Raw genomic sequence first — 24,840 nt, forward strand, 5'->3', positions numbered from 1 at the left:
TGCCCGGCGACCGTGTTCGGGAGCGCGGCGCACGCCATGTGCCTGCTGCCGATGACCGACTGGCCGTTGTGGACCTTCATGCGCGAGCGCTCCCCTGTGCCCCCCCCGAGGTCGCGAGGGGAGCGCCGGGGGCTGTGCATGCGCTGTTTTATTCTGGAGTCCATAGATATTCATCTCAGGGCTCTTGCGACGCGGGCTTAATGTGGAGATGATCCCGAACAGGAGAGGTCGTAGCTCGACAAACTTCCCATGGAGTCTGTAAATAGTGGTGACCAACCATGCGCCGGCCAGCCGTACCCCCGCCTCGCACGAGGCGCCTGGCCGGAGGCGCGGGCGCCGGTGACGCGTCCCGGCAGCCGATCTCAAGGCCGCCCGGACGACCCGCGCGACTCAACTGAGCGCCGCCCAACCCCCTCACCCGCCCAGCCGACGAGCTCTCCTTCCATGCCCTGAGACCCCCGCGAAGGGAATGCTTCATGCGCTTCTCAACCCCGTCCCTGGCCGTCGCCGTGGCCTTGACCGGGCTGCTCGCCGCCACGAACACCACCGCGGCCGCGGCCGACCGCGGGAACAAGCCGAGCCACCGTCTGGAGTGCGACGGCACGGGCGGCCCCGGCAGCACCTGCACCGTGGTGGCCACCGGCAAGGCGCGGCCCAACCAGGTCGAGGAGTACGTCACCACCGTCAGGAGCGGTGACCAGGTGTGGGCGCGGGACACCATGTACAGCCGCGAGGGGCAGGTACGCACCCGGCCGTTCACGCTGCCCGGCAAGGAGGTCACGGTCGACGTCTCCGTCACCTCCATGCCGGCCAAGCATGTGGGCGTGCCACTGCGGCTGATGTCGTGGAATTTGTTCGTGGGCGGCACGTTCGATCGCCAGGAGAAGACCGGCGAGAACCTCGCTCAGATGATCGACTACATGAACGAGGTCAACCCCGACATCCTCTTCGTGGTCGAGGGGTACGGGTCCGGGCAGAAGATCCTCGACGGACTGAACGCCGGACGGTCCGAGGGCGACCGGTTCACCGGCACGCAGCTCACCACGCCGGAGGACTACAGCGTCAACGGCGACAACCTGTGGCTCTACACCAAGCTCAAGGTCGAGAAGGTGTATCCGCGCTACGCCGACGCGGACATCGACTCCTTCAACATCGGCGGCGCCCGCCTCGGCCTGCCCAACGGCAAGCACGTCAACGCCTTCAGCCTGTGGACCTGGCACGACGGCTGGGCCTACGGCGACACCCACGACGCGGCCGTGCAGAACACCCACGGCCTGCCCCGTACCAAGACCGACGAGCAGATCCTGGAGGACGACAACTTCCGCAGGGTCGCCATGGGCAAGGCCATCCTGGAGAAGGCGATCCCGTCGTACATCGGCGACGACGACTCCCCCGTGCTCATGGGCGGCGACCTCAACGCGCAGTCGCACCTGGACTGGAGCGAGCAGTTCGCCGACGCCCCCGGCCACGGCGGCGTGGTCCTCCCGTGGCCGTACACCAAGCTGTACACCGACGCCGGCTTCATGGACACCTTCCGGTACGCCAACCCCGACGCCGGGCGTTACCCAGGCCGGACGTGGAGCCCGTATCACGGTATGGGCGCCATTCCGGGCCGGATCGACTACGTCTTCGCCCGCGGCGAGGACGTGCGTATCCTGGGGTCGCGGGCCGACACCCGGCGGCTTCCCCGCCACCAGCAGACCCCGCTCGACCGGCCGTACCCCTTCTACTCCGACCACGGCTCCGTCATCACCGACATCCTGATCCGCGGCAAGGGGACCGGGCCCGATCGGGAGCCCGTCAGCGAGGAGCCGGGCAAGGGACGCGACATCTGGCCGACGGAGCCCGCCGGCCGCCGCGTCCCGCCCGCCGAGCTCAAGGCCACCGCCAGCACCTTCAAGCCCGGGGTCGGCGACCCGCGCAACGCCGTCGACGGCAAGCTGACGACCGACTTCCACTCCAACTACCCCGAGGTGCCCGCCCAGCCGCACACCATCACCGTCGACCTCGGCCGGGTCAGGCAGCTGTCGGCCGTACGGTTCCAGCCCAAGCTGCGCACCAACATGAACGGCACCATCCTCGAAGGCATGGTGCAGGTCAGCGACGACGGTGTCGCCTTCCGCGACGTCAAGGCCGTCAACTGGCCGCGCATGACCGCGCCCAACGACGTCAGCCTCGATGGCGTTTCGGCACGCTACATCAGGCTCCGCTCCGACTATGGCATCGGCGGCGCCTCCGCCCTCGCCGAGATCATCCCGTACGAGAAGTCCTGACGCCGGTGGCGCCGGCCGGGCAGCTTCCCCCCGCCCGGCCGGCGGCCCCCGGTGCGGCCGGGGAGAAGGTGGGGCGGCGTTTCAGGTGAGGCGCTGCGGGGCGGCGGGGCTGGAGATGGAGCCCGCCGGGGAGAAGAAACGATCGTCGACATGATCCAGCGCCAGGCAGGCCCCGCCCAGCGCGACGCACTCCTCGCCGAGGGTCGAGGGCCGGACGTCGGGCACGCGCACGCAGTGCGGTTCGAGCGCCCGGCGCAGCGCGGGCAGCAGCACGTCGGCCGAGCGGGAGAAGCCGCCGCCGAGCACGACCAGTTCGGGATCCAGCGTCAGCACCATCGCGGCGGTGCCGAGCGCGAGATGGCGGGCGTAGGCGTCCACCGCGGCCTGGGCGTCGGGGTCGCCGCCGCGGGCCGCGCCGAAGACCAGCCGGGCGGCCTCCTCCGGCGAGGCCCCCTCGGCCGTCGCGCCGCTCTCCAGCCGCCCGGCCATGGTGCTCCAGCCCGTGATCTCCATGAGCCCGACCTCGCCGGTGGCCCCGCTGAACCCGTGGTGAAGGCGTCCGCCGATGATGAGCGCGGCACCGGGCCGGCGGCCGACGTGCAGGTAGACGAGGTCCTGGACCCCGGCGGCCACCCCGAGCCGCTGCTCGGCGAGGGCGGCGAGCTTGCTGTCGTTCTCGATGGCGATCGGGCAGGGAAGCCGCTGCCCGAGATGCCCGACGAGGTCGACACCGGGCCAGTCGGGCAGGTCGTTGACCCGGGTGACGAGCCCTTCGCGGTTGACGACGCCGGTGGTGCCCGCGGTGACGCCCCACATGTCGGCGACGGTCAGGCCGGCGGCGATGAGCGCGGCGTCGACGGCCCGCCACACGGCCTCCAGCCGCTCCCGCTGGGCGGTGTGCCGGTCGACGGCGACTCGCCCGCTGGCCACGACCCGGCCGGCGAGGTCGGTGATCACGGCCAGGACCTTGTGGACGCCCACGTCGATGCCGAGCACGTGACCGGCGTCGGTGCGGAAGCGGTAGCGCTTGGCGGGCCGGCCCATGGCGCCGGGCGCGGGCCGTTCCTCGGCGATCCAGCCGCGCTGCTCCAGATCGGTGACGACGTCGCCGACGGAGGCCCGCGACAACCCCGTCCGGGCGGACAGCTCGGTGAGCGTCAGTGGATCGCGCGCCTCACGCAGGGCGCGGATGCTGCTCAGGGAGTTCAGCTGGCGCAGCCGCTGAAGGTCCCCACCACTGACCTGCACGGTATCGCTCCTCACTATCAATGGTCTCTGACTTATATCGCTGAAGCCTCGATGGCTTCCACCTCGATCGTCCTGCGGCGAGAGATCTTGACGGCGACGCCGTTTTCATGACTATCTATGGAAACCATAATAAGGGAGCATTGCGAATGACAGTGACTATAGCCATCGTCGGGGCCGGCGCGCGCGGCCAGATCTACGCCGGAGCCGCCGCCGCGGACGGCCGCGCGCGGGTCGTGGCCGTGGCCGACCCGGACCCGGCGCGGCGGGCCAAGATGGCCGCCGAACACGGCCTGCCGGACAGCGCCTGCTTCACCGGGTGGGACGAGTTGGCCGCCGTGCCGAAGCTCGCCGACGCCGTGGTCATCGCGACCCAGGACCGGTTGCACGTCGAGCCGGCCGTGGCCTTCGCCGAGCTCGGTTACGCCATCCTGCTGGAGAAGCCCATGGCGCCGACCGAGCCGGAGGCCCGCCGCATCGTCGAGGCGGTCGAGCGCAGCGGCGTCGTGTTCGCGGTCTGTCACGTGCTCCGCTACACGGCCTACACCCGGGTGCTCAAGAAGCTCCTGGACAGCGGCCGGCTTGGCACGATCTCCAGCGTGCAGCACCTGGAGCCGGTTGGCTGGTGGCACATGGCCCACTCCTTCGTACGGGGTTCCTGGCGTAGCGCGGCCGAGTCGGGGCCGATGCTGCTGACCAAGTCCTGTCATGACATCGACTGGTTGCTCCACATCCTCGGCGAGGCGCCGGTCGCGGTGTCGTCCTTCGGCTCGCTGACCCACTTCCGGCCGGAGAACCGCCCGGAGGGCGCGAGCACGCGTTGCGTGAGCTGCGCGGTCGAGCCGGACTGCCCCTACTCCGCCAAGCGGCTCTACCTGGGCTGCCTCGGTGATCCGCGGCGGGAGTTCTGGCCGCTCGGCGCCGTCACCTCCGACGCCACCGAGGCGGGCGTCACGCGCGCGCTGGAGAGCGGCCCGTACGGCCGCTGCGTCTACGACTGCGACAACGACGTGGTCGACCAGCAGGTCGTCACGATGGAGTTCGCGAAGGGCGCGACCGCGTCGTTCACCATGACGGCGTTCACGCCGCTGGAGCACCGCAAGACCCGGATCTTCGGCACCCACGGGTACGCCGAAGGGGACGGACATGACATCAGGGTCGTCGACTTCGTGACCGGCGCCGAGGAGACGATCGACACCGGGACGGCGGCGGGCGCGTCCCTGGCCGACGGCCACGGCGGCGGCGACGGCGGCCTGGTCAGGGCGTTCATCGACGCCGTCACCGACGGGGACCAGGCGGCGCTCGGCGCCGGGCCGGCCGATGCGCTGGCCGGGCACCTGGTCGTCTGGGCCGCCGAGCGGGCCCGCCACAGCAGGAGCGTGGAGGCCCTGTGACGACGCTCCCGGTGACAGCGAGCAGGCGCCTGAGCGGGCCGTACTGAGGTCGTACCTGCTGTCCACCGTTGGGTGGACAGCAGGTACGACCGGACGATGCTCCCGGTGACACCTGCCATTCCGCAACGCTCTTCGTATGAGCGAACTGGCTGTACGCGCGGCGCGCTGGAGCGCCCGCCACCCTTGGCGTGCCTTTGTTTCCTGGTTGGGGTTCGTGGTTCTGTGCCTGATCATCGGCATGGCGGTCGGCACCAACAGCGCTACCACCAAGGACTACCGGGTGGGCGAGGCGGGGCGTGCCGAGGCCATGGCGGCCGAAGGAGGGCTGCAGCGCAAGCCCGAGGAGCAGGTGCTGATCTCCCGGCGGAACGGAGATCCTGCCGGTTCGGCCGGGCAGGCGGCCGCGGACGAGATCAAGGCGCGGATGGAGCGACTGCCCGGGGTGGAGAGTGTGGCGGCGCCCGTACGGTCCGCGGACGGCAGGGCGATCGTGGTCAGGGTGACCATGCGTGGGCCGGAGCTGGGCGCGCAGAAGCTGGTGGATCCGCTGATCGCGCAAACTGCGGCGGTGCAGGCGCGCCACCCGGATCTGCGTGTCGAGGAGACCGGTGCTCCCTCGATCAGCAAGGGGGTCAACGCCCAGCGTGGCGCGGACCTGGCGCGTTCGGAGGCGATCGCGTTGCCCGTCACCCTGGTGGTGCTGCTCCTGGTCTGCGGGTCGGTGGTCGCTGCCGCGATTCCGCTGCTGCTCGCGCTGTCCTCGATCGCGGCGGCGATGGGCCTGGCGATGGTGGCCTCACATGTCTTTCCCGACGCCGGGGTGGGCACCAATGTGATCATTTTGATCGGCATGGCGGTCGGCGTCGACTACTCGCTGTTCTACCTCAAGCGGGAGCGCGAGGAACGCGCCCGATCCGAGGGCCGGGTCGGGCCTGAGGCGTTGGTGGAGCTGGCCGCGGCGACATCCGGGCGGGCGGTCGCCGGCTCGGGACTGGCCGTCGCCGTCTGCGGCGCGACGCTCTATCTCGCCTCCGATGTCATCTTCTCCTCGCTGGCCACCGCCACGATTGTGGTCACGCTGGTGGCGGTGGCCAGTTCGCTGACCGTGCTGCCGGCGGTGCTGGTGCTGGTCGGGCGGCGGCGTGAGCGGCGCGGCGCGCGCCGAACGGGCCGGGCCGGCGGCGGCAGGCTCGTACGGGCCGGAAGGGAACCGGGCCGGGTGTGGCAGGCGCTGATGAGGCCCGCCGTCCGGCATCCCGCGATCACGCTGGCCGCATCGGTCCTGGCGCTGCTCGCCCTGGCCGCCCCGGTGACGGGCCTGAAGCTGACGGAGATCAGTCTGGAGACGTACTCGCGGCAGATCCCGGCCATGCAGGTTCGCGATCGGCTCGTCGCCGCGTTCCCCGAGATGCGGGTCACGCATCAGGTCGTGGTACGGGCCGAGGCCGCCCGGGCGGGTCAGGTGCGTAGAGCGCTGGCGGAGGTGATCCGGCGGACGCGGGCCGATGTCTCGTTCGCGGGCACGCCACACGTGCGCACGTCGGCCGATGCGCGTGTCAGCTCCCTCGCGCTGTCGGTTCCGTATCGCAACGACTCGCCGCAGGCGCTCGCCTCACTCGCACACCTCAGGAACGACTACCTGCCGGCGGCCGTCGGCGGCATACCGGGCGCCGAGTGGGCGGTCTCCGGCGACGTGGCCCGCTTCACGGACTACCCCGCCCATCAGCAGGACAGGATCCCACTGGTGCTCGGGGCCCTGCTGCTGGCCACGTTCGTGATGACGGTCCTGATCTTCCGCTCGGTGGTGCTGGGCCTGCTCGGCGTCGTGCTGAACCTGCTGTCCACCGCCTCCGCGGTCGGCGTTCTCGTCCTGGTCTTTCAGGGAAGCTGGGCCGAGGGGTTGCTCGGCTTCACCTCCACCGGGTCGATCGGGTCGCGCGTTCCGCTGTTCCTGATCGTGATCCTCTTCGGACTGGCCATGGACTACCAGGTCTTTGTGGTGAGCCGGGTCCGAGAGGCGGCGATGAGCGGCCTGCCCACGCGCCCGGCGGTCCTGGACGGCGTGGCCGCTTCGGCGAGCGTGGTCACGAGTGCCGCCGTGGTGATGGTGACCGTGTTCGTCAGCTTCATCTTCGTCGACCTGATCGAGTTGAAGCAGATGGGCTTCGTGCTGGCGGCCGGTGTGCTGCTGGACGCGTTCGTCGTCCGCGTCCTGGCGCTGCCGTCGGCGCTGCTTCTGCTGGGACGCCTGAGCTGGTGGCCGTCACGGGGCGTGGCACGGGACGGCCGAACCGGTGGAGGCCGCGGCGACGTGCCTGAGAGCCGGGCCGCCGAAGTAGGTTGAGCGACATGACGTCGTGGTCGAGCACCGGTGACCGGCATACGCCCCCCGTCTGGGGCAAGGCCCTCCAGCGGTGGAACGCCGTCTCCTGGCTGCTGTACGGGCTGTTCACGGCGGCCGTCGTGGTCCTCGATCCAGCCGGTGAGGACAAGACCTGGTCCCTGGTCCTGCTGGGTGTCCTGGCCGCCTGCTACGCGGTCGTCATGAGGTGTCCGGGCAACCGGGTGCTGCGGCCGTACGCCTATCTGTGGGTGCTCGTCCTGTCGTTGAGCGGCCTGTCCTATCTCCGTGACGGGTACGCGGCCCTGTTCATGGTGACGTTGCCGCACTTCTGGGTGCTGGCCAGATCGTGGCGGGAGTCGGTCGGCTTCAGCGCTCTGGGCGCGGTGGGCACGCTGGCCGGCAGCATGCTGCGGGTGGGCTGGAGCGCGGACTTCTTCAGCTCCAACGTGATCTCCACACTGATCGTCTACTCGGCGAGCGTCCTGATCGGGACCTGGGTGCACCAAGTACTGGAGGAGAGCCGCGAACGGGCTCGGCTGATCGGCGAGCTGGAGCGGGCTCAGGCGCAACTGTCGCAGGCGCACCAGCGCCAGGGCGCGGCCGACGAACGGGAACGGATGGCACGCGAGATCCACGACACTCTGGCGCAGGGCTTCGCCTCGATCGTCGTGCTCGCCGACGCCGCGCGCTCCGGGCTCGACTCCGCGCCGTACCGCAGCGAGCAGCAACTGCGCTCGATCGAGGCGACGGCGCGGGAGAACCTCGCCGAGGCGCGGGAACTCGTCGGTTCGGCACGCGAACCCGGATGGCCGGCCGCGGGCACGGTGGCTCAGACATTGAGGCGCACCCTGGATCGTTTCACCGAGGACACCGGGCTCGCCGTCGTCGCCGAACTCGCCGACGTCGACTGCGACCAGCAGACCCGCATCGCGCTCCTGCGCTGCACCCAGGAGTCTCTGGCCAACGTCCGCAAGCACGCGCGGGCGTCCACGGTGGGCGTGGTGCTGGCGCGGCACGCGGCCGAGGTCGAGCTGGAGATCACCGACGACGGTGTCGGCTTCGACGTGGGGCGTCCGCCGGGGTTCGGCCTCGACGGGATGCGTAAACGCCTGGCCGAGCTGGGCGGCGAGCTGACCGTCACCAGCTCTCCAGGAGACGGGACGAGGGTTCTGGCGATGATTCCCCTGGAGAGCGAGGTGCCGGTATGACCCGCGTGATCGTGGTCGATGATCACACCGTGATGCGGGCCGGGGTCATCGCCCTGCTGGCCGGTGAGCACAGCATCGACATCGTCGGCGAGGCCGGCGACGGCCGGGCGGCGCTTGCCCTGGTCGAGCGGCACGATCCGGACGTCGCGCTGGTCGACCTGCGCATGCCGATCCTGGACGGCGTCGCGACCACCGCCGAGATCGTCACCCGGCATCCGCGCACCCGTGTGCTGATCCTCACCACGTACGACACCGACGCCGACATCGAGCGCGGCGTCGAGGCGGGCGCCATCGGCTACCTGCTGAAGGACACCACCCGCGAGCAACTCGTCGACGCCATCCACGCGGCGGCACGCGGCGAGACCGTACTGGCTCCGCGCGTGGCGGAAAAGCTGATCGCCAAGATGCGACGACCCGCTCAGGCGACGCTGACGCCACGCGAACTCGATGTGCTCAACGCGGTGGCCGACGGCCTCACCAACGCCGAGATCGGCAGCCGGCTCGTCATCGCGGAAGCCACGGTGAAGACCTACCTGCTGCGGCTGTTCGCCAAGCTGGAGGTCAACGATCGCACGCACGCCGTCGTGCGGGCCATGGAGCGAGGGCTGCTGCGCCGACCATGAGAATGCTCAGGTCACGAAGCTCCTGGCTCGTTCTTGCACGCCCGGGCCGATGCGGGTAGGTCCACGCCCGACCTCGGCTCACGGCCGCAGTTGCTCGTCCAGGGCCGACTGCAGCCGCGCGACCTGTTCCGGTGTGGCACGTGGGGTGACCACGGAGGCCAGCTCGGACAACGGCAGGCGCAACCCACGAGCGGCCAGGGCCGCCGGATCGCCGATCACGCCATGGGCGGTCATCACTCGTGTCAGGCGCTCCCACAACCGGGCGTCGTCGACGGCGTCCGCGATCACTTCCGGTGACGCCGGCGGCGGCAGCTCGGCCTTCCACTGATGATGGCCGGGTCCGGTTCGGAACGGTTCCTGCCCCGGCAGGTGCACGATCGCCTCGGTCCCCGGCGGGACCCGCGCTTCGAGGACGAGGGTGCCGCCACTGATCCGCCACGCCACGCCCGCAGTGCCGTACGGGGTCTCCAGGTCGGCCTCTGCCCAGGTCAGCCCATGTCCCGGCAGCGGGCGGACCTCGATCCGCCGGTAGCCGGGGGCGGCGGGCGCGAGGCCGGCCACCCGCCGGTGCAACCAGTCGGCGACCGCGCCCAGCGCATAGTGGTTGAACGAGGTCATCTGGCCGGGGTTGATCGAGCCGTCGGGCAGCATGCTGTCCCAGCGTTCCCAGATCGTCGTCGCCCCCATCGTCACCGGGTAGAGCCACGACGGGCAGGAGCGTTCAAGGAGCAGCCGGAACGCCAGGTGCGGGTATCCCGCCTCGGTGAGCGCGTCCGTGATCAGCGGCGTGCCGACGAATCCGGTCGCCACCCGGAAGCCGTTGGCCCGCACCAGGTCGGCCAGCCTCGTTCCGGCCGCTTCCCGCTGCTCCGGCGTCGGCAGCAGGTCCCAGTGAAGGGCCATCGCATAAGCCGTGGGAGTGTCGCTGACCATCAGCCCGCGCTCTGTGACGTAGGCGGAGGCGAACGCACGCCTGACCTCCGCCGCCAGGTCCCGGCAGCGGCGCGCGTCCTCGCTCAGGCCGAGCACGGCGGCGGTCCTGGCCAGCAGGTCGGTGCTGCGGATGTAGTGCGCGGTGGCGACCAGGTCCTTGTCCGTACGGGAGTCGCCGGGCGCGTCCGGCGGGGCGGCCGGGTCCAGCCAGTCGCCGAACTGGAACCGGCCGGCCCACAGGCCGTCCTCCCCCGCGAAGGCGTGCAGCCGTTCCACCCACGCCCGCATGCTCGGATACTGCTCGCGCAGCACCTCGGCGTCGCCGTAACGCTCGTAGAGAGTCCACGGCACGATCGTGGCCGCATCGCCCCACGCGGCGGCGGCGGGAAGGATGTTGTGGTGGATGTTCGGCACGACGAACGGCACGCAGCCGTCCTCGAACTGCTCCGCCGCCAGATCCCGCAACCACGAGGACAGGAAGGACGAGCAGTCGGCCAGGAAGGCGGCCGCGGGTGCGAAGACCTGGATGTCGCCCGTCCAGCCGAGCCGCTCGTCCCGCTGGGGGCAGTCGGTCGGCACGTCGAGGAAGTTGCCGCGCATGCTGCGCACCACGTTGTCGTGGAGCTTTTGCACATCGGGATCCGAGCAGCGGAAATGCCCTGTGGGACGCAGGTCGGAACTGAGCACGACTGCTTCGACCGACTCGATCTCCTCGGGAGCCACGCCACGCAGCCCCGCGTACCTGAAGCCGTGGAAGGTCAGCGACGGCTCCAGCACCTCGGTCCGCCCACCGGCCAGCACGTAGCGGTCGGTGGCCTGAGCACTGCGCAGAGGGCGGATGCCCAGTTCACCGTCCTCCAGTACTTCGGCGTGCCGGACGACGACTTCCTGCCCGGCACGCCCGCGCACGCGCAGCCGTACCCAGCCCACCAGGTTCTCCCCGAAATCCACCAGCAGCTCCCCCGACGGGGCCGCGTACCGCATGCCGCCCGGCACTGCGGCGACCGGCCGAACAGGCGGGGAGTCGCCGGGAAAGAGCTGGTCGAGCGGCTCGTCGAGCACATCCACCGGTTCGCCCGCGCCGCGCCCGATCCGCAGGTCGGTGGTCTGTCCGTCGTAGAGGTCGTCAGCGAGGACGCCCGTGGTGTGCGCCCGCCAGCTCTCGTCGGTCACCACCAGGTGCGTGCTTCCGTCGGCGCACTCGATCTCGAGTTGCGCCAGCAGCGCGAGCCGGTCGCCGTACAGGGCTCGCTCGCCGCGCCAGTAGAGCCTGCCGCGGTACCAGCCGTTGCCGAGCAGCGCGGTGACCTCGTTCTCGCCCGGCCTGAGCAGGGCGGTCACGTCGTGGGTGCGGTAACGCAGCCGCCGGCCGTAACTGGTCCAGCCGGGCGCCAGTTCCTCGTCGGTGACGCGCTCGCCGTTGATCCGCGTCACGTGCAGCCCGAGCGCGGTGACATGCAGGCGGGCGCGGGTCACCGCCGCGGGCAGCTTCACGGTACGGCTCAGCAGCGGTGCGGCGGTGAGCACCCCGCCGAGGGTCCGCGGCGAGACGAAGCGCGCGCTCCAGTCCCCGGCGCCGAAGAGCGGCGTCTCGAAGGCCAGCGGCCGGCTCCAGTCGCCCCAGCGGCCTCGGCTGCCGACGCTGACGCGCAGCGCTCCGGCGGCGCGGGAGTCCAGTGGGGCGAACGGCCATCGCACGCCGAGCTGTTCGGCGCCCTCCGCCGTGTGGACGACGGGCTGCCTGCCGGCGAGGGTGAGCTCGACGCGGTAGGCGTCGAACGGCTCGGTGGTCCGCCAGGACAGACGCGGTCGCGGCGCCGGCATGCCGTGCAGCCGCAGGTCGACGCTCACCGGACCGCCACGGGGTCGGCGGTCGCCTGCATGCGGCGGCGCATCGGGAAGATCCACGTCCAGGCGATCAGGGCGGCGATGAGCACGGCGGCGAGCAGCACCACCATCAGCGCCTGGGGGCTGGCGTCGGCGATCGCCGGGGTGACCAGCGCGAAGCCCGCCGCCACGAAGCGGGTGAAGGCTATGGCGACGCCTTGCGCGGTGCCTCTGATCAGGGTGGGGAAGAACTCCTGCGACCACACCTTGAAGATGACCTCGCCGGCGAAGCTCGCGCCGATCGTGATGGCGAACTTCAGGATGATCAGCGTCACCGTGTTCAGCCCCACGATCAGCGGGATCGCCGTTCCGATCGCCATGATCGCGACACCGATCGTGTAGAGCAGCATCCGGGCGGGCCCGTCCACGTACTTCATGAAGATCAGGATGGTGAGGAATCCGAGCGGATAGGCCAGCATCCCCACGAGGGTGGCGGTCGACACCTGCGCTCCGGCCACTTCGGTGAACAGGAACGTCTGGAACTGGCCGAACGTGTTGGCGACCAGGTTGCCGACGGCGTAGAAGAGGCCGAGCCCGACGACGGCGCCGAGGAGCGGCCTGGACGTCAGCACCCGCCAGGAATCGCCGCGCACGCCCTCGGCCGGGCCGGCCTGCTGCCGGTCGCGCTCGCGTACCCACTCCTCCGACTCACGCAGCCTCCGGCGCAGTACGAGCACCACCAAGGCCACGACGATCACGTGCAGGTAGATGATCCGCGCGCCGATCGTTCCGGTCCCTGAGACCAGGAACGCGATGAGGTAGGCAGCGAATCCGCCACAACTCCACAGCACCTGCGAAAAGGCGACAAGCCTGGCACGCCGGCCTTCCGGCGCCTCCTCGGCCACCAGCGCCAAGGAGGTCGGGATGTCGGCGCCCATCGCCAGACCGGTGACGGCCACACCGACGAAGATCATCCACGGCTGGACGGCGAAGGCGAGCAGCAGGAGACCGGCGACGAAGACGACCAGGTCGTACGTGAACACCCTGCGCCTGCCCAGCAGATCCCCGAGCCGTCCGCCGAACACGGCTCCAAGGGCAAGACCCAGCGTCAGGACGGACGACGCCGTGCCGATCATCCACGGGCTCAGCCCGAGCTGCTGCTTGTACAGAACCAGCGCGGTGCCGGTCCCCACGATGGTGGCCGCGTCCATGTAGGAGGCCATGCCGCCGAGCGCGGCCGTCCTCCAGGCACGCCTGGCCGTCGTCTGTGTCATCTGCGTCGATACCTCGTGTAGGGGGTTCCGCGGGCCCGCACGCCGTCGGTCCGCGTTGTGTGAAGCGACTATTGTGGATCGATCTACATTTTTCAAGAGGGAAGTTCCGGACCGCTATGTTGCTGACATGAGTTCCTCGCGCCCCACGATCTCCGACGTCGCCGCCGCGGCAGGAGTGTCACGGGCTGCCGTGTCGAAAGTCCTGCGCGACGCCTACGGCGTGAGCCCGCGCATGCGCGAACGCGTCGAGCGGGCCATCGCCGAGCTCGGTTACCGCCCCCGGGAGGCCGCCCGCGCCATGCGCACCGCCACCCGTACCATCGGGGTGGCCGTCCCCTTGCTGCGTGGCCAGTTCTTCGCCGACATCCTCGACGGCGTCTACGAGGAGCTGGACGCCGGCCCTTACCGGATGCTCGTCTCGCCGTTCGACCACGAGACCAGCGAGCGGAACCCCGGCATGGAGTCGCTGTGGGACCGTGAGGTGGAAGCGGTCATCGTCGTCTCGCCGAAGGTGCGCGCCTCCTGGCTCGACTCCTTCGCCCAGCGGTTGCCGACGGTGGTGGTGGCCAGGCACGACGCGAGCGACCATTACGACCGCGTCGTCAACGACGACCGAGCGGGCGCGGCCCTGGCCGTCGAGCACCTGGCGGCGCTGGGTCACCGGCGGATCACTCACCTCTCGCACAACGTCTCCGGGCCTGGCATGCTGAGCCCGCATGCCGTACGCGAGGCCGGCTACCGTGAGGCGATGCGACGGCTGGGGCTCGACGCGTACCTGTCGGTGGTGACCTGCGGTGGCAGCGAGGCCGAGACCCACCGGGCCACGGCGGCGCTGCTCGACCGGGGGGATCCGCCGACCGCGCTGTTCGTCGGGTCCGACCAAGGAGCCTTCGGGAGCCTGCGGGCGCTGTCGGAGCATGGGCTGCGAGTGCCCGATGATGTCTCTGTCGTGGGCTACGACGACACCCAGTTCGCCTCGCACCCGCGCTTCTCGCTCACCACCGTCGCCCAGTACGGCACCGCCATGGGCCGCGTCGCGGCCGACCTGGCACTGGAGCGGATCAAGGCGCGCACGGAGGCACGGGAGTGGGTGTCGCGGCCGGCGTTGATCGAGCGTGAGTCCACGGGCCCCGTACGCCTTCTCTGACGCCACCGGCCGATCGATCGCCGCACGCCGGCAGTCACCCGGGAGTCACGCCGCAGCCGGTGACCTGGTCGTACTCACCCTGAGGCGATTGAGCCGGAATCGGCGCCCGGCGGGGGTGGCGCGTCGGGAACGCTGGAACGCAGCGGGGTTTCGCGGACCAGACAGGAAAGGGCGAAGACGGCCGCACCGAGAACGGCGGTGCCGAGGAGCATGACGTGCAGGCCGTCGGTGACGGCCTGCCGTACGGCACCCGCCGTCCGTTCGGGGAGGCCCGGGAGCAGAGCTGGGGTGAGTTCACCGCCCGTGGTGAGGCGGTCGGCTTCGGCCGGGCCCAGGCGGGCAGCCAGACCGTCCCCCATCCTGGAGGCGTACAGGCTGCCCAGCAGGGCGATGCCGAGCGATCCGCCGACGGTGCGCGCCAGGGTGAGTGTGCCGTTGGCGGCGCCCATGTCGCGGGGATCGGCGCTGTTCATGGTGATCAGGGTGGTGCTCTGCATCACCAGCCCGATTCCCGCTCCGATGGGGAGGGTGAGGGCTGAGGCGAGGGCGCCAGGGGTGTCGCCGTCGAGGAGCAGCAGGGCCGGCGCACCCGCGGTCATGAGCGCCCCGCCCAGGATGGGGTAGATCCGGTAGCGGCCGTTGGCGCTGATGAGACGGCCGGTGACCAGTTGGGCGCCGAGCATGCCGAACATCAGCGGGAGCAGCAGCATGCCGCTGGCCGCCGGGGAGGCGCCCTGGACGAGTTGCATGTACTGCGGCAGGTAGTTCGTCACGGTGAGCATCACCGCGCCGACCAGGAGGCTGAGCATCTGGGCGAGGGTGAAGTTCCGGTCGGCGAAGAGCCGGGGCGGCATGATCGGCTCCGCCGTACGACGTTCCACGGCCACGAAGGCGACCAGGGCGAGCAGGCCGATCGCGCCGAGGATCCACGAGGTCCCGCCCGCCAGCAGGGTCAGGGCGACGGTGGCGGTGGTCAGCAGGGTCGCCCCGGCGTAGTCGATGCGAGGCCGGGCGCGTACGGCGGGCGGCACATGGACGCGGGTGACGATGAGCAGCAGGGCCAGGGCGCCGAGGGGAAGGTTGACGTAGAAGGTCCAGCGCCAGCTCAGGTGGTCGGTGAGCAGGCCGCCCAGCAGAGGTCCGCCGACGTAGGCGACCGGCATGATGACGCCGATCATCGACTGCAGCCGCCCGCTCTCGCGCGGCGGGACCAGGACACCGATGATGGCCAGCGCGCCGACCATGAGCCCGCCCGCGCCGAGCCCCTGGACGGCGCGGAAGGCGATGAGCTGGGTCATGTCCTGCGCCAGGCCGCAGAGTGCGGATCCCGCCAGGAAGAGCACGATCGAGGTGATGAAGGTGGCCTTGCGGCCGAACAGGTCGCCGAGTTTGCCCCAGATCGGAGTGGTGGCCGCGCCGGCGAGCATGTACGCGGTCACCACCCAGGGCAGCTGGTCCGGGCCACCGAGGTCACCGGCGATCGTGGGCAGTGCGGTGCCCACGATCAGGCCGTCGACCATGGCCAGGAACATGCCGATGAGCAGTCCGAAGATGCCGAGGCGGGTCATGGCGGTTCAGGCGGCGTAGGGGCGGGCGGTCCTGGCCTCGCGCAGCGAGTGCCCCCACCAGGCGAGCCGGTCCAGCATGACCTTGGCCGCGGCGTCGGCGGCCGGGTCGACGGCCTTGCCGTCGCCGTCGAACTGCGCCCAGGGGTGCTGCAGGCCGACGCTGTCGCGGATGGTTACGGCGTGCAGTTCGGCCAGAACGAGCCGCAGTTGCTCCACGGCGCGCAGTCCGGCGGAGAAGGCGCCGTAGGAGACGAACGCGACGGGCTTGGCGTGCCACTCGGTGTTGTGCCAGTCGATGGCGTTCTTCAGCGCCGCCGGGAAGCTGTGGTTGTACTCGGGCGTCACGATGACGAAGGCGTCGGCCGCCGCCATCCGCGGTGACACGGCCGCCAGCTGGTCCTTGGCCTCCTGAGTGGCGGGCGGCTGCCCGAGTACGGGGTAGACGGTCGGCAGCGGGGTCTCGACCAGGTCGATCAGGTCGGCGTTCATGTCCTCCCTCTGGGTCAGATGGTCCATGATCCAGCCGGCTACGGCGGGTCCGAAGCGGCCGTCACGGGTACTGCCGAGAAGGACGGCGATGTTGAGCATGTCGTTCCCCAATGTGTACAACGTATTTGCGAGAGACAATGTACGCATCACTGTGTACGTTGTCTACTTCTGATACGTTGTATCTGTCGCGCCGGGAAGGGAGGCCCTGACTGTGGCCACGGATGAGAACGTGTCGCTGTGGGAACGGCTGGAGCGGCCCGCCCCCACGCCCCGCCAGGTGTTGTCGCCGCAGCGCATCGCCACGGCCGCCGTCGCGATCGCCGACGCCGAGGGCCTGGAGGCGGTCACCATGCGCCGCCTCGCGGCCGAGCTGAGCGTCGCTCCCATGGCGCCTTACCGCCACGTGTCCGGCAAGGACGACTTGCTGGAGCTGATGGTCGATCACGTCTACGCCGACCTGAGCCTGCCCGACGGCCTCGGCTGGCGCGAGAACCTGCGAACGCTTGCCGTGCGCACGCGCCGGCTGATGCTCGACCACCGATGGCTCGCCCAGTTGCCCCCGCAGGCCAAGCTCTCCCTCACACCTCGCCGGATGGCCGTGGCCGAAAGAGCCCTGGCGGCCCTCGACGGCCTGGGGCTCGACGCTGACGCGATGATGAGCGCCTTCCGTACCGTGGACGCCTATGTGCACGGCTCCATGAACTACGAGGGTGCCGTCAGCACCCTGATCGCCGAGCAGAACCTGTCCGACGGGGACGAACTGCGCGACACCCTCGCCCCGTTGATGATGTGGCACATGCGAACCGGCCGTTATCCCACTTTTCAGCGGTACCTGCACACGGCCGCCCGCAAGGACGACACGCAATGGCAGTTCGAATCCGGCCTCGACTGCGTCCTCGACGGCATCGCTGCTCGCCTGGGCCTTTGAGAGACGCGACTACTGCACGGGAAGCCGAACTCGACGTCGCCTCGGCCCGCCGAGCCTCATCCCCCGCCTGGGACCGCCTGACCCTGCCCATGATCGGCTAGCCCCGATTTGGGTGCTGGTCAGAGCTGCTGACCGGGTCAGGAGCCTGCCCTCGCGAGCGTGAGGGCCCTGGCCGGCGGTTGCTGCCGGCCGGGACCGATGTCCGGCTCGGCAGCTCGGGCGCTGCCCGCCCTGCTAGAAGACCGGCACCGTGGGGTCGCAGACGGCCACGACGCTGTTGCCGGCGATGATCCGGATCGGCACGTCGGTGAAATCGGCGATGGTCACGCCATTGAAGTCGTGCTCGAACGCCGACGTTCCCGGGGGGTTGATGCCCAGGTCAAGGGAGCCGGCCGGCGGCACGTCGCCGACGTGGAGAAGGACCTTCGCGTCCTGGTCGTCGAAGCCTTCGTTGAACTGGCCGGTCATGCGGACCGTGAAGTCCTCGGTCTGGGTGAAGGTGACCCGACCGCCGAGCGCGTCGGTGTACGTGACATCGCCGATTGCCATCTGGCGCACTCCGTTCGTCGCGGGCCTTCCCCACCGGAAGCGCCCTTCACGCAGAGTATCGGCTTACTCACTTTGAGTTGTGATTACTTGATCGGCACCGACGCCGCCAGGGGGGCGCCGACCTGGTGGTCAGCCGGGGTGGCGGTCGAGCAGGTCGGCGAAGGCCGCCGCCGCGTTGTCGGCGCGCGCCGGGTCCGCGGCGACCATGCGGTCGAGCGCCAGGCCGTCGAGTGTGGCGAGGATGAGGTCGGCGAGCGGCTCCGCCTCGGCCGCCGCGACACCCAGGGCGAGGAGGCCGCCCCGCAACGGCTCGCGCCACGGCCCGCGCAGTTGTTCGACGGCGGGCCTCCAGCGTTCGGGCTCCTTGGCGGCGAGGACGGAAAGGTCGAGATAGAGCCGGGTGATCTGCGTGCCGCTCGGGTGCGCGAGGCTGGACCACAGATGCCTGACGAGGTCGGCGACGCTGCGCACCGCCTCGCCAGGAGGTTCGGCCGCCGCGGCCAGCCGCTGCTGCGCGAGCTCGACGCCGGCGCCGACGAGCCGTTCCTTGCTGCCGAAGTGGTAGATCAGCATGCGGTCGCTGGTGTTCAGGGCGGCGGCCAGCGGACGCAGCGACAACCCGATGAGACCGTGTTCGAGCACGTAGTCCAGCACCTGCTCGGCCAGCTCGGCACGACGATCCATGGCTCGACCGTAGCAGTCTCACCCGCGAATGTAGCGCATGCTACATTCGTATGCATGTAGCGTCTGCTACATACGAAAGGGGCGGCGATGATTTTGAACAGGATGGCGCCCGTACTCCCACCGCTGGCGTGGGGAGCGGTCGCGGGGGTGAGTACGCCGCGCGGGCCACTGACCCCGGCAGCGGCGCTGACCAGCATCGGGCTCAGCCTGGTCGTGGGCGGGGTCGCCGGATACCTCGCCAGGTCGCGATGGGCGATGATCGCGGCGCCGGCGGTGTTCGCCGTGGTCTTCGAGATCGTCCGGACCGGCGCGGAAGGGCCGAGCGTCGACGCGCCGCAGGGCGGGCTGTTCGGAGTGCTCGCTCTCCTCGCCGGGCGGGGCGTGCACGGGCTGCTCGCGTTGCTTCCGATGCTCGTCGGCGCCGCCTGCGGAGCCGGCCTTGCCCGATCAGGATCGGGAGCAGGCCGCGTCCGGCACTGGCTCGGCCGGACGCTGATCGGCGTGCTCGCAATGATCGTCGCCGCGCTGGCGATCGGCGTCGCGCTGCCCGCGAGCACCGCCCCGATCACCGGTGAGCGTGCCGTCGCCGAGCTGACGGCCATCCCGAGCGGCTCCCACCGGCTCGGGCTGATGATCCGCGGCCGGGACACGGCCAAGCCGGTCCTGTTGTTCCTCCCCGGCGCGCCCGGCGCGGCCGAACGCGGAGCGGTGCGCAAGCACCTGTCCGCACTGGAGGACCACGTCGTCGTCGCCACCCTCGACCGCCGCGGCGGCGGCAGCTCCTACCCGACGCTCGAACCCACCGCCACGCTGACCCCGGCGAGCGAGACCGGCGACATCCTCGCCGCCGCGAACTACCTCAAAACCCGATTCGGCAAGGACCGCATCTACCTCCTGGCACACTCCGGGGGCACCCTGCCCGCGGTGCTCGCCGTGCAACAGCGGCCCGAGCTGTTCCACGCCTACGTCGGCGTCGGTCAGGCAGTGAACACCGGCGCCGCCGACCGCGTCCAGTACGCCGACACCCTCGCCTGGGCGCGCGGCCACCGTGACCGCGACCTCACCGCCGCGCTGGAAGCCGTCGGGCCCCCGCCCTATGCCGGCATGTACGGCTACGAGCCGATGCTGCTCGCCGAGAGCAAGGTCTACGCGACGGGGAACGGCCAGGGCGGCCTCGACGAGAGCCTGGCGGCGCCCGAATACACCTTGCTGGACAAAGTGCACCTCGTCACCGGCTTCCTCGACGCCTACGATCGCTACTACCCGAAGGCCCGCGACCTCGACCTGCGGACCCTCGTCCCGCGGCTCGCCGTACCCGCCTACTTCATCGACGGCGCCGACGAGGTCCCGGCACGCAGCCGGCTGCTGGACGACTGGTACGCCACACTCGTGGCGCCCCACAAGGAACACACCGTCCTGCCCGGCGCCGGGCACCGGTCGCTGTACGAGCAGCCGGACAGGTTCACCGACATCCTCGTCGGGCGCGTCCTGGCCACAGGCGTCAGAACCTGAGCACTGCGGCCACGCCCGAGACGGCCTGTCGTCACCCTCGACGCATCGGATGAGATCTTCGGCAACTGGAGAGTCAGGTCGACTTCCGGTTCCGGTGGACGATCTCCCTGTCGCCCTTGCCGGGATACGCCATGATCAGCAGCCGCTGCCCACTCTGCGCCTCGCCCTTCCAGGGGAACCAGGCGTAGTGCACGCGGATGCGGTAGTGCCCCTTGCTCCCGTTGAGGGCGAGGTTGGGCAGCTCGGTGCCACTGAGGCTGTCGTAGAGCACGATCTGGCCGCCCGGGCTGAAATAGCCGACCTCGACCACCTTGTCCCAGCCCTTGGTCTCGACGGGCGGCCGTCGGGTGTAGGTCTCCAGGGTGACGCAGAGGTCGAAGTCGGGGTGGGTCATGACGGACAGGATCCCGCGCGCGGAGGAGACCAGCCCGTTGCCGGGGTCCATGTCCGGCTCGGTCTCCTCCTCTCCTTCCTCTTCGTACGTCTGCAGCACCCCGTAGTCGGTCCACTGCGGTTCCTTCATCCGGATCGCCCGGGCCGGCTTGGTGCGCGGCCGGTGGCGCGGCGTGGCGTCGCACATGGCTTGGGAGTCGGCCTGCATCGCCGCGATCTCCTGGTCCTGCTCGGCCTTCGCGGCCTGGACGATGGTGGTGGCGCTGGGACAGATGCCGGCCAGAGGATCGGTGAGGGAAGCGCGGTCGACCTTCAACCGGGCCAGCTCCCGTGGGTCGTTGCGGGTGTGGACGCCGCACAGGTGGCGCCCGTAGGCGAGCACGACCTGGTCGGGTGTGGTGTCGGGGAACACGTGCAGGCTCTGTGCGTGGTGGTCGCCGCGCAGGGAGCACACGAACTTCTGCTCGGCCGTCAGCTCGCGCGGCTCGGCCTCCCCCGTGTCGATCTCCCAGGACTCGGGCATGTCGCAGTCCGTGGCGGGGCCGTGGGCCATGTCCGCTGCGGGCAGCAGGCACAGGGCCACGGCCGAGGCGAGCCCCGCCAGGAGGACATGGTGGCGGACGCGGTGATCGGGCGGGGCGGCGTACAGAAAGAGCAGGATGAGGCCGGAGGCGGTGAGCGCGAGGGCGTACCAGAGCGGGGAGATGCCGGGAGACAGGAGCTCGGTACCGTCGTAGGGGACGACGGCGCCCCGCTCGACGTAGAGGCTTTCCGGGTAGAGCCACAGTTCCCCGAAGAAGGTGGAGTGCCCCGATGTGAACGTGCTCACGGCGCCGGCCCCGCCCAGCAGGAACAGGCTCAGCGTCGTGGCGCGCAGTAACGTGCGTGTCCGCCGCCGCCCGGCGACCAGGATCAGCACCGCCGGCGCGCCGACGCCGACGAGGAGGTCGAGCGCGAACCAGTACGCGGTGGCCTCCGACCCGGTGTACTCGCGTACCGCGTCGCCCAGCACGTTCTTCGGTCCGAGCCAGAACGGCACCCCCTGTGCGAGGTTGACGGCGGCAGGGACCAGCGGGAGCACGATCGCCACGGCCGGCAGCGGCCACCACTTGGCACGCGCCCGCACGGGCTTCGTCCGGGGCGCGGAAGGCTGAAGCGTGCCCAGGTCGTGTGCGGACCTCGCCCACCAGACCAGCGAGAAGACCGAAACCGCGCCCAGGAGCGAGGGCATCATCAGCTTCCACGCCACCGCGTCCGAGCCGCCGAACGCCACGATCGAGACCGAACCGGACGAGAGAAGGGAGAAGAAGACCGCGATCACGCCGGCCCGTACCGTCGCGCCGCTCCAGCGCGGATCCCGCGCCTGCGCCACCAGCAGCGACACCAGCCACACCGACCACAAGGCGTCCAGCGCCCATGTCCAGTCCTGCCCGGCGAAGAGGTAGTCGCCCGTCTGGTACGAGATGGTGGTGACGACGTCGTGCATCACGCTGAGCACGCCGGTCACGAGCATGAGCACCTGTGGCCATCGGCGGGTGCTCCCCCACAACACGCGGAAGAACAGCCATATCACCACGAGCTCGATCACATCGGCGACCAGCGACATCCACCACAGGTAGGGGATCGGCAGCCGCCAGGTCAGGACGTACACGACCATGGCGTAGAGAGCGACCCGCAGCAGTCGTACCTCCCGGCCGTGCCGCGCCGGTTCCCCGCGCAGCCGCCCGCGCAACACCTCCCGGTACGCCCACGCCTGCACCGCCGCGATCGGCACCAGCAGGGCGGGCAGCCATGGCCACGCCCGGATCTCGTCCGCCGTGATTCCGTCCGGATCCGCGACGACTCTCCACAGAGGGACGAGGTCGCCGGTGACCAGTCCGACGACGGCGAGGACGATCACGACGGCCAGGTAGAGGGCCGCGAAACCGGCGGCGAGCCGGCCGAAACGATGGCGGCGCATGAGGCACTCCGGGACGGGGTGAGGAGGAAAGCGCCCAACCCTACTGATCCCCGGCCAAGTGGATCAAGCACCAACTCCCGCAGGCCTTGGGCCACCCGCTCCGGTACCTCCAGTGCCGGGACGTGCCCGACGCTCATCCATGCCAGAATTTCGAGGGTGGAGATGACCGACGTCACGCGTGCGATCTCGGCTGCGATTTCGGTCGCCGCGTCGCTCGACCTGCCGGCCGACGACGCAATCGTCGTCCACAACTCGAACAAGCTCGCACTGCGGCTGACGCCATGCGACGTCTTCGCCCGGGTCGCCCCTGTGGGACAAGAGGTGGCACAGTTCGAGGTCCAGCTCGCTCAGCGGCTCACCGAGGTCGGATGCCCGGTGTGTCCCTTGGAGCCTCGGACGGACCCGCGTGTGTACACGCGCGATGGCTTCGCCGTGACGCTGTGGACCTACTACGAGCCCGTGACACCTCACACCTCACCAGTCGACTACGCCACGGCGCTGGAGCAGCTGCACGCCGGCATGCGCAAGGTCGACGTGCCGAGCCCGAAGTTCACGGACCGGATCACGGAGGCGGAAGAGATCGTCGCCGACCCGGAACGCTCGCCGGAGCTCGCCGACGCGGACCGCGTGTTCCTCAGCGGCACGCTGGCAAGCCTGCGACGAGCGATCGACGAGCGCGGCGCCGTGGAGCAGCTGCTCCACGGCGAGCCACATCCAGGCAATGTGCTCAGCACGAAGAACGGCCCATTGTTCATCGACCTTGAGACGTGCTGCCGTGGACCCGTCGAGTTCGATCTCGCCCATGTTCCCGAGGCGGTCTGCGAGCACTACCCAAGCGTTGACCAAGGGCTGCTGAACGAGTGCCGGCAGCTCGTCATCGCGATGGTCGCCGCGTGGCGTTGGGAGCTCGGCGACCAGTTTCCGGACGGGCGGCGCTTCGGCGAGGAATTTCTGCGCTTGCTGCGTGAGGGTCCTCCCTGGCCGACACTCGACACAGCGACCAGGCGACTGGACGGTCCGTAGAAATCGCCGAAGGTCACGTGAAAGCGGCAAGGGAACCAGGCGACGAGACTGTCGCCGTCGCAACGCCTGCGCCCTGGCCGAGACCGGAGGCCGCACCGGTGACCAGGATCGTCCTCACGCCTTCAGCTTCCCCCCGCCGTCGACGGTGAGGACTGTCCCCGTGGTGAAGGCGTTGCCGACCACGAACGCGATCGCGGAGGCGATGTCAGCCGGCTCGGCCACGCGGTTGAGTGGTGAGGCGGCGGCGAAGCCCTTCATGGCCTCGGCCCTGACCGCCTCGTCCAGCCAGCTCCACCACTCGGTGTCCACCACACCCGGCGAGACCGCGTTCACCCTGATCGGCGCCAGTTCCACGGCCAGGCCGGGGACGACGGCCTCGATCGCACCGTTGATCGCGGCCAGCCCGCTGGAGCCGGGGAAGGCCGCGCCTGCCGAGGCGGCGGCGATGAAGGTGATCGAGCCGCGCTCCGACAGTGCCGTCGCCGCTGCCTTCGCGGTCAGGAAGTGCGGGATCAGCTTGTCCTCAACGGCCTGGCGCAGCGCGTCCGCGGTGATCGCGGAGAGCGGTCCGGCGGCCTGGCCGCGCCCGCTGACATTGATCACCACGTTGTCAACCGGGCCGATCCGGTCGAAGAAGTCGCGTGTGGCCTGCTCGTCCCTGGCGTCCACGACGTAACCCGTGCCATCGATCTCCTTGGCCGCCTGCTCCACCCGCTCGGGAGTGCGCCCGGTGACGATCACTTCGTGGCCCTGCTTGCTCAGCAGCTCCGCGGTGGCCAGGCCGACGCCGGTGGTTCCGCCAATGATCACAGTACGCATAGTTGAGACCTTCTTTCGAGTCACCTTGCCTCGAAATCATAAATCGAGACATCGTGTCTTGTAAAATGGTGGCCATGGTGGGCAGACCGAGAAGCGAGACGTCCAGGCACGCGATCCTGCGCGCGGCCCTGGATCTGTGCGAGCGCGACGGCTATCAGAACGTCACGCTGAAGGGCATCGCGCAGGCCGCGGGCACCGGCAGACAGACCGTCTACCGCTGGTGGCCGACCAAGGCGGAGGTGATGCTTGAAGCACTGACCGCGTTCGTCGAGGCGCCCACAGGCAGCGAGGACCTGCGCACGTTCCTCCTCGAGACCTTCCGGTTGAGCGGTGGCGCGGTGGGCGGTGTGGTCGTGGGCCTGATGGCCGACGCGCAGAGCGACGAGGCGTTCGCCGTACACATGCGCGGGTTCATAGAGTCCCGCCGGCAGGCGTTGCGTACCGTGCTCGCCAGGACGCTGTCGGCGGACGTGGACCTGGAGCTGGCGGTCGACATGGTGTTCGGCGCGATGTGGTACCGGTTGATGAACCGCCACGCGCCTGTCGACGAGTCACTCGCCGACGATGTCACCGCGATGCTCGCCCGGCTGTCGTCGTAGTGCGCGCGTCCGACGTCGACCACGACCGGACCGTCCAGGTGCTCGACG

General features: G+C 70.2%; 19 protein-coding genes. 10 read left to right on the forward strand and 9 right to left on the reverse strand.

The window, feature by feature from the left end:
- Positions 1 to 476 precede the first annotated feature (476 nt).
- Positions 477 to 2,273: a discoidin domain-containing protein gene (locus DMB42_RS00965; protein WP_125629662.1), complete on the forward strand. Its 1,797-nt coding sequence runs from the start codon at positions 477 to 479 to the stop codon at positions 2,271 to 2,273.
- 81 nt (positions 2,274 to 2,354) lie between these two features.
- On the opposite strand, the gene DMB42_RS00970 is transcribed toward DMB42_RS00965, so the two are convergent.
- A complete protein-coding gene (locus tag DMB42_RS00970) occupies positions 2,355 to 3,521 on the reverse strand; it encodes an ROK family transcriptional regulator (protein ID WP_125629664.1) in 1,167 nt (388 codons plus the stop codon).
- A 146-nt stretch (positions 3,522 to 3,667) separates the two neighbouring features.
- Here DMB42_RS00970 and DMB42_RS00975 point away from each other — a divergent pair, with 146 nt between their 5' ends.
- From DMB42_RS00975 to DMB42_RS00990, 4 genes are all read left to right on the forward strand, one after another.
- Entirely contained in the window at positions 3,668 to 4,912 is a 1,245-nt protein-coding gene (locus DMB42_RS00975; RefSeq protein ID WP_125629666.1) for a Gfo/Idh/MocA family protein, read from the forward strand.
- Between the two features lie 136 nt (positions 4,913 to 5,048).
- Entirely contained in the window at positions 5,049 to 7,256 is a 2,208-nt protein-coding gene (locus DMB42_RS00980; RefSeq protein WP_125629668.1) for an MMPL family transporter, read from the forward strand.
- Between the two features lie 5 nt (positions 7,257 to 7,261).
- Positions 7,262 to 8,464 (forward strand): sensor histidine kinase, encoded by a 1,203-nt coding sequence (locus DMB42_RS00985; protein ID WP_125629670.1) that lies wholly within the window; start codon positions 7,262 to 7,264, stop codon positions 8,462 to 8,464.
- Positions 8,461 to 9,087: a response regulator transcription factor gene (locus tag DMB42_RS00990; RefSeq protein ID WP_125629672.1), complete on the forward strand. Its 627-nt coding sequence runs from the start codon at positions 8,461 to 8,463 to the stop codon at positions 9,085 to 9,087. The genes DMB42_RS00985 and DMB42_RS00990 overlap by 4 nt, the downstream gene beginning before the upstream one ends.
- A gap of 78 nt (positions 9,088 to 9,165) precedes the next feature.
- Here the strand turns inward: DMB42_RS00990 and DMB42_RS00995 are convergent, their stop codons facing one another.
- Together DMB42_RS00995 and DMB42_RS01000 are read right to left on the reverse strand one after the other, a co-directional pair.
- On the reverse strand, positions 9,166 to 11,871 hold the full coding sequence (locus DMB42_RS00995) for a family 78 glycoside hydrolase catalytic domain (protein WP_221761953.1): 2,706 nt from the start codon (positions 11,869 to 11,871) through the stop codon (positions 9,166 to 9,168).
- Positions 11,868 to 13,121, reverse strand: a complete 1,254-nt coding sequence (locus tag DMB42_RS01000) for an MFS transporter (protein WP_125629674.1) — start codon at positions 13,119 to 13,121, stop codon at positions 11,868 to 11,870. The genes DMB42_RS00995 and DMB42_RS01000 overlap by 4 nt, the downstream gene beginning before the upstream one ends.
- Positions 13,122 to 13,248: 127 nt before the next feature.
- On the opposite strand from DMB42_RS01000, the gene DMB42_RS01005 reads away from it, so the two are divergent.
- Entirely contained in the window at positions 13,249 to 14,268 is a 1,020-nt protein-coding gene (locus DMB42_RS01005; RefSeq protein WP_125629676.1) for a LacI family DNA-binding transcriptional regulator, read from the forward strand.
- 74 nt (positions 14,269 to 14,342) lie between these two features.
- Here the strand turns inward: DMB42_RS01005 and DMB42_RS01010 are convergent, their stop codons facing one another.
- Complete coding sequence (locus tag DMB42_RS01010; protein WP_125629678.1) at positions 14,343 to 15,836, reverse strand: MDR family MFS transporter; 1,494 nt, start codon at positions 15,834 to 15,836, stop codon at positions 14,343 to 14,345.
- Between the two features lie 6 nt (positions 15,837 to 15,842).
- A complete protein-coding gene (locus tag DMB42_RS01015; RefSeq protein WP_125629680.1) occupies positions 15,843 to 16,436 on the reverse strand; it encodes an NADPH-dependent FMN reductase in 594 nt (197 codons plus the stop codon).
- Positions 16,437 to 16,536: 100 nt separating this feature from the next.
- Between DMB42_RS01015 and DMB42_RS01020 the strand changes: the two genes are divergently transcribed.
- Positions 16,537 to 17,253: a TetR/AcrR family transcriptional regulator C-terminal domain-containing protein gene (locus tag DMB42_RS01020; RefSeq protein WP_125629682.1), complete on the forward strand. Its 717-nt coding sequence runs from the start codon at positions 16,537 to 16,539 to the stop codon at positions 17,251 to 17,253.
- A 234-nt stretch (positions 17,254 to 17,487) separates the two neighbouring features.
- Here DMB42_RS01020 and DMB42_RS01025 read toward each other — a convergent pair whose 3' ends face one another.
- Both DMB42_RS01025 and DMB42_RS01030 read right to left on the reverse strand, forming a co-directional pair.
- Complete coding sequence (locus tag DMB42_RS01025) at positions 17,488 to 17,802, reverse strand: hypothetical protein (RefSeq protein WP_125629684.1); 315 nt, start codon at positions 17,800 to 17,802, stop codon at positions 17,488 to 17,490.
- 129 nt (positions 17,803 to 17,931) lie between these two features.
- Positions 17,932 to 18,486, reverse strand: a complete 555-nt coding sequence (locus DMB42_RS01030; protein WP_125629686.1) for a TetR/AcrR family transcriptional regulator — start codon at positions 18,484 to 18,486, stop codon at positions 17,932 to 17,934.
- Between the two features lie 87 nt (positions 18,487 to 18,573).
- On the opposite strand from DMB42_RS01030, the gene DMB42_RS01035 reads away from it, so the two are divergent.
- Positions 18,574 to 19,998: an alpha/beta fold hydrolase gene (locus tag DMB42_RS01035; protein WP_125629688.1), complete on the forward strand. Its 1,425-nt coding sequence runs from the start codon at positions 18,574 to 18,576 to the stop codon at positions 19,996 to 19,998.
- Positions 19,999 to 20,071: 73 nt separating this feature from the next.
- Here DMB42_RS01035 and DMB42_RS01040 read toward each other — a convergent pair whose 3' ends face one another.
- Positions 20,072 to 22,351 (reverse strand): hypothetical protein, encoded by a 2,280-nt coding sequence (locus tag DMB42_RS01040; protein ID WP_125629690.1) that lies wholly within the window; start codon positions 22,349 to 22,351, stop codon positions 20,072 to 20,074.
- 162 nt (positions 22,352 to 22,513) lie between these two features.
- On the opposite strand from DMB42_RS01040, the gene DMB42_RS01045 reads away from it, so the two are divergent.
- Entirely contained in the window at positions 22,514 to 23,374 is an 861-nt protein-coding gene (locus DMB42_RS01045; RefSeq protein WP_125631103.1) for a phosphotransferase family protein, read from the forward strand.
- Between the two features lie 114 nt (positions 23,375 to 23,488).
- On the opposite strand, the gene DMB42_RS01050 is transcribed toward DMB42_RS01045, so the two are convergent.
- Positions 23,489 to 24,184, reverse strand: coding sequence for an SDR family oxidoreductase (locus DMB42_RS01050; RefSeq protein WP_221761954.1), 696 nt, complete (start codon positions 24,182 to 24,184; stop codon positions 23,489 to 23,491).
- A gap of 83 nt (positions 24,185 to 24,267) precedes the next feature.
- Here DMB42_RS01050 and DMB42_RS01055 point away from each other — a divergent pair, with 83 nt between their 5' ends.
- Positions 24,268 to 24,792 carry a TetR/AcrR family transcriptional regulator gene (locus tag DMB42_RS01055; RefSeq protein WP_125629693.1) on the forward strand — a complete coding sequence of 175 codons (525 nt, stop codon included), beginning with the start codon at positions 24,268 to 24,270 and terminating at the stop codon, positions 24,790 to 24,792.
- The last annotated feature ends 48 nt before the right edge of the window (positions 24,793 to 24,840 follow it).

The organism is Nonomuraea sp. WAC 01424, from assembly GCF_003947315.1.
In the GTDB taxonomy this organism is placed as follows: Bacteria; Actinomycetota; Actinomycetes; order Streptosporangiales; family Streptosporangiaceae; genus Nonomuraea; species Nonomuraea spiralis.

What these genes read in the sequence shown, in the direction of transcription:
- DMB42_RS00965 (WP_125629662.1), top strand. Translation starts at nt 477, where the DNA reads ATGCGCTTCTCAACCCCGTCCCTGGCCGTCGCCGTGGCCTTGACCGGG.
- DMB42_RS00975 (WP_125629666.1), top strand. Translation starts at nt 3,668, where the DNA reads ATGACAGTGACTATAGCCATCGTCGGGGCCGGCGCGCGCGGCCAGATC.
- DMB42_RS00980 (WP_125629668.1), top strand. Translation starts at nt 5,049, where the DNA reads ATGAGCGAACTGGCTGTACGCGCGGCGCGCTGGAGCGCCCGCCACCCT.
- DMB42_RS00985 (WP_125629670.1), top strand. Translation starts at nt 7,262, where the DNA reads ATGACGTCGTGGTCGAGCACCGGTGACCGGCATACGCCCCCCGTCTGG.
- DMB42_RS00990 (WP_125629672.1), top strand. Translation starts at nt 8,461, where the DNA reads ATGACCCGCGTGATCGTGGTCGATGATCACACCGTGATGCGGGCCGGG.
- DMB42_RS01000 (WP_125629674.1), bottom strand. Translation starts at nt 13,121, where the DNA reads ATGACACAGACGACGGCCAGGCGTGCCTGGAGGACGGCCGCGCTCGGC.
- DMB42_RS01005 (WP_125629676.1), top strand. Translation starts at nt 13,249, where the DNA reads ATGAGTTCCTCGCGCCCCACGATCTCCGACGTCGCCGCCGCGGCAGGA.
- DMB42_RS01010 (WP_125629678.1), bottom strand. Translation starts at nt 15,836, where the DNA reads ATGACCCGCCTCGGCATCTTCGGACTGCTCATCGGCATGTTCCTGGCC.
- DMB42_RS01025 (WP_125629684.1), bottom strand. Translation starts at nt 17,802, where the DNA reads ATGGCAATCGGCGATGTCACGTACACCGACGCGCTCGGCGGTCGGGTC.
- DMB42_RS01030 (WP_125629686.1), bottom strand. Translation starts at nt 18,486, where the DNA reads ATGGATCGTCGTGCCGAGCTGGCCGAGCAGGTGCTGGACTACGTGCTC.
- DMB42_RS01035 (WP_125629688.1), top strand. Translation starts at nt 18,574, where the DNA reads ATGATTTTGAACAGGATGGCGCCCGTACTCCCACCGCTGGCGTGGGGA.
- DMB42_RS01040 (WP_125629690.1), bottom strand. Translation starts at nt 22,351, where the DNA reads ATGCGCCGCCATCGTTTCGGCCGGCTCGCCGCCGGTTTCGCGGCCCTC.
- DMB42_RS01045 (WP_125631103.1), top strand. Translation starts at nt 22,514, where the DNA reads ATGACCGACGTCACGCGTGCGATCTCGGCTGCGATTTCGGTCGCCGCG.
- DMB42_RS01055 (WP_125629693.1), top strand. Translation starts at nt 24,268, where the DNA reads ATGGTGGGCAGACCGAGAAGCGAGACGTCCAGGCACGCGATCCTGCGC.